Annotated in this window: 1 protein-coding gene; it reads left to right on the top strand. The window is 47.8% G+C overall.

Annotated elements, in window-relative coordinates:
* Positions 1-52 precede the first annotated feature (52 nt).
* The coding region (locus tag NE473_RS31935) for an N-acetylmuramoyl-L-alanine amidase (protein WP_256265712.1) at positions 53-291 on the top strand (239 nt) is incomplete at its 3' end.

Below are 291 nucleotides of genomic sequence, written 5' to 3'. Positions count from 1 at the left end.
CCCAAAGTTTCATATCCTGTAGTATAAGTGTAAAAAAGGAGTCAGCAGTGATATGAAAATATGTTTGGACGCAGGCCATCAGGGCCGGTTTAACCAGAGCCCGGCAGATCATCGGTATTACGAGTCTGTCATGGTATGGAAACTGCATCTTCTGCAGAAGAAGTATCTGGAGGAGTATGGAATTGAAGTGATTACCACAAGACGGCGGCAGGATGAAGAAAAGGGCCTTTTTGCCAGAGGTGCCGAGTCGAAAGGCTGTGATCTGTTCCTGTCCGACCATTCCAACGCGGT

Origin of the sequence: Hungatella sp. SL.1.14 (genome assembly GCF_024460495.1) — a bacterium.
GTDB lineage: Bacteria > Bacillota > Clostridia > Lachnospirales > Lachnospiraceae > Hungatella > Hungatella hathewayi.
Note: the sequence above shows the minus strand (reverse complement) of the source record. Positions and strands in the feature narration are given on the sequence as shown.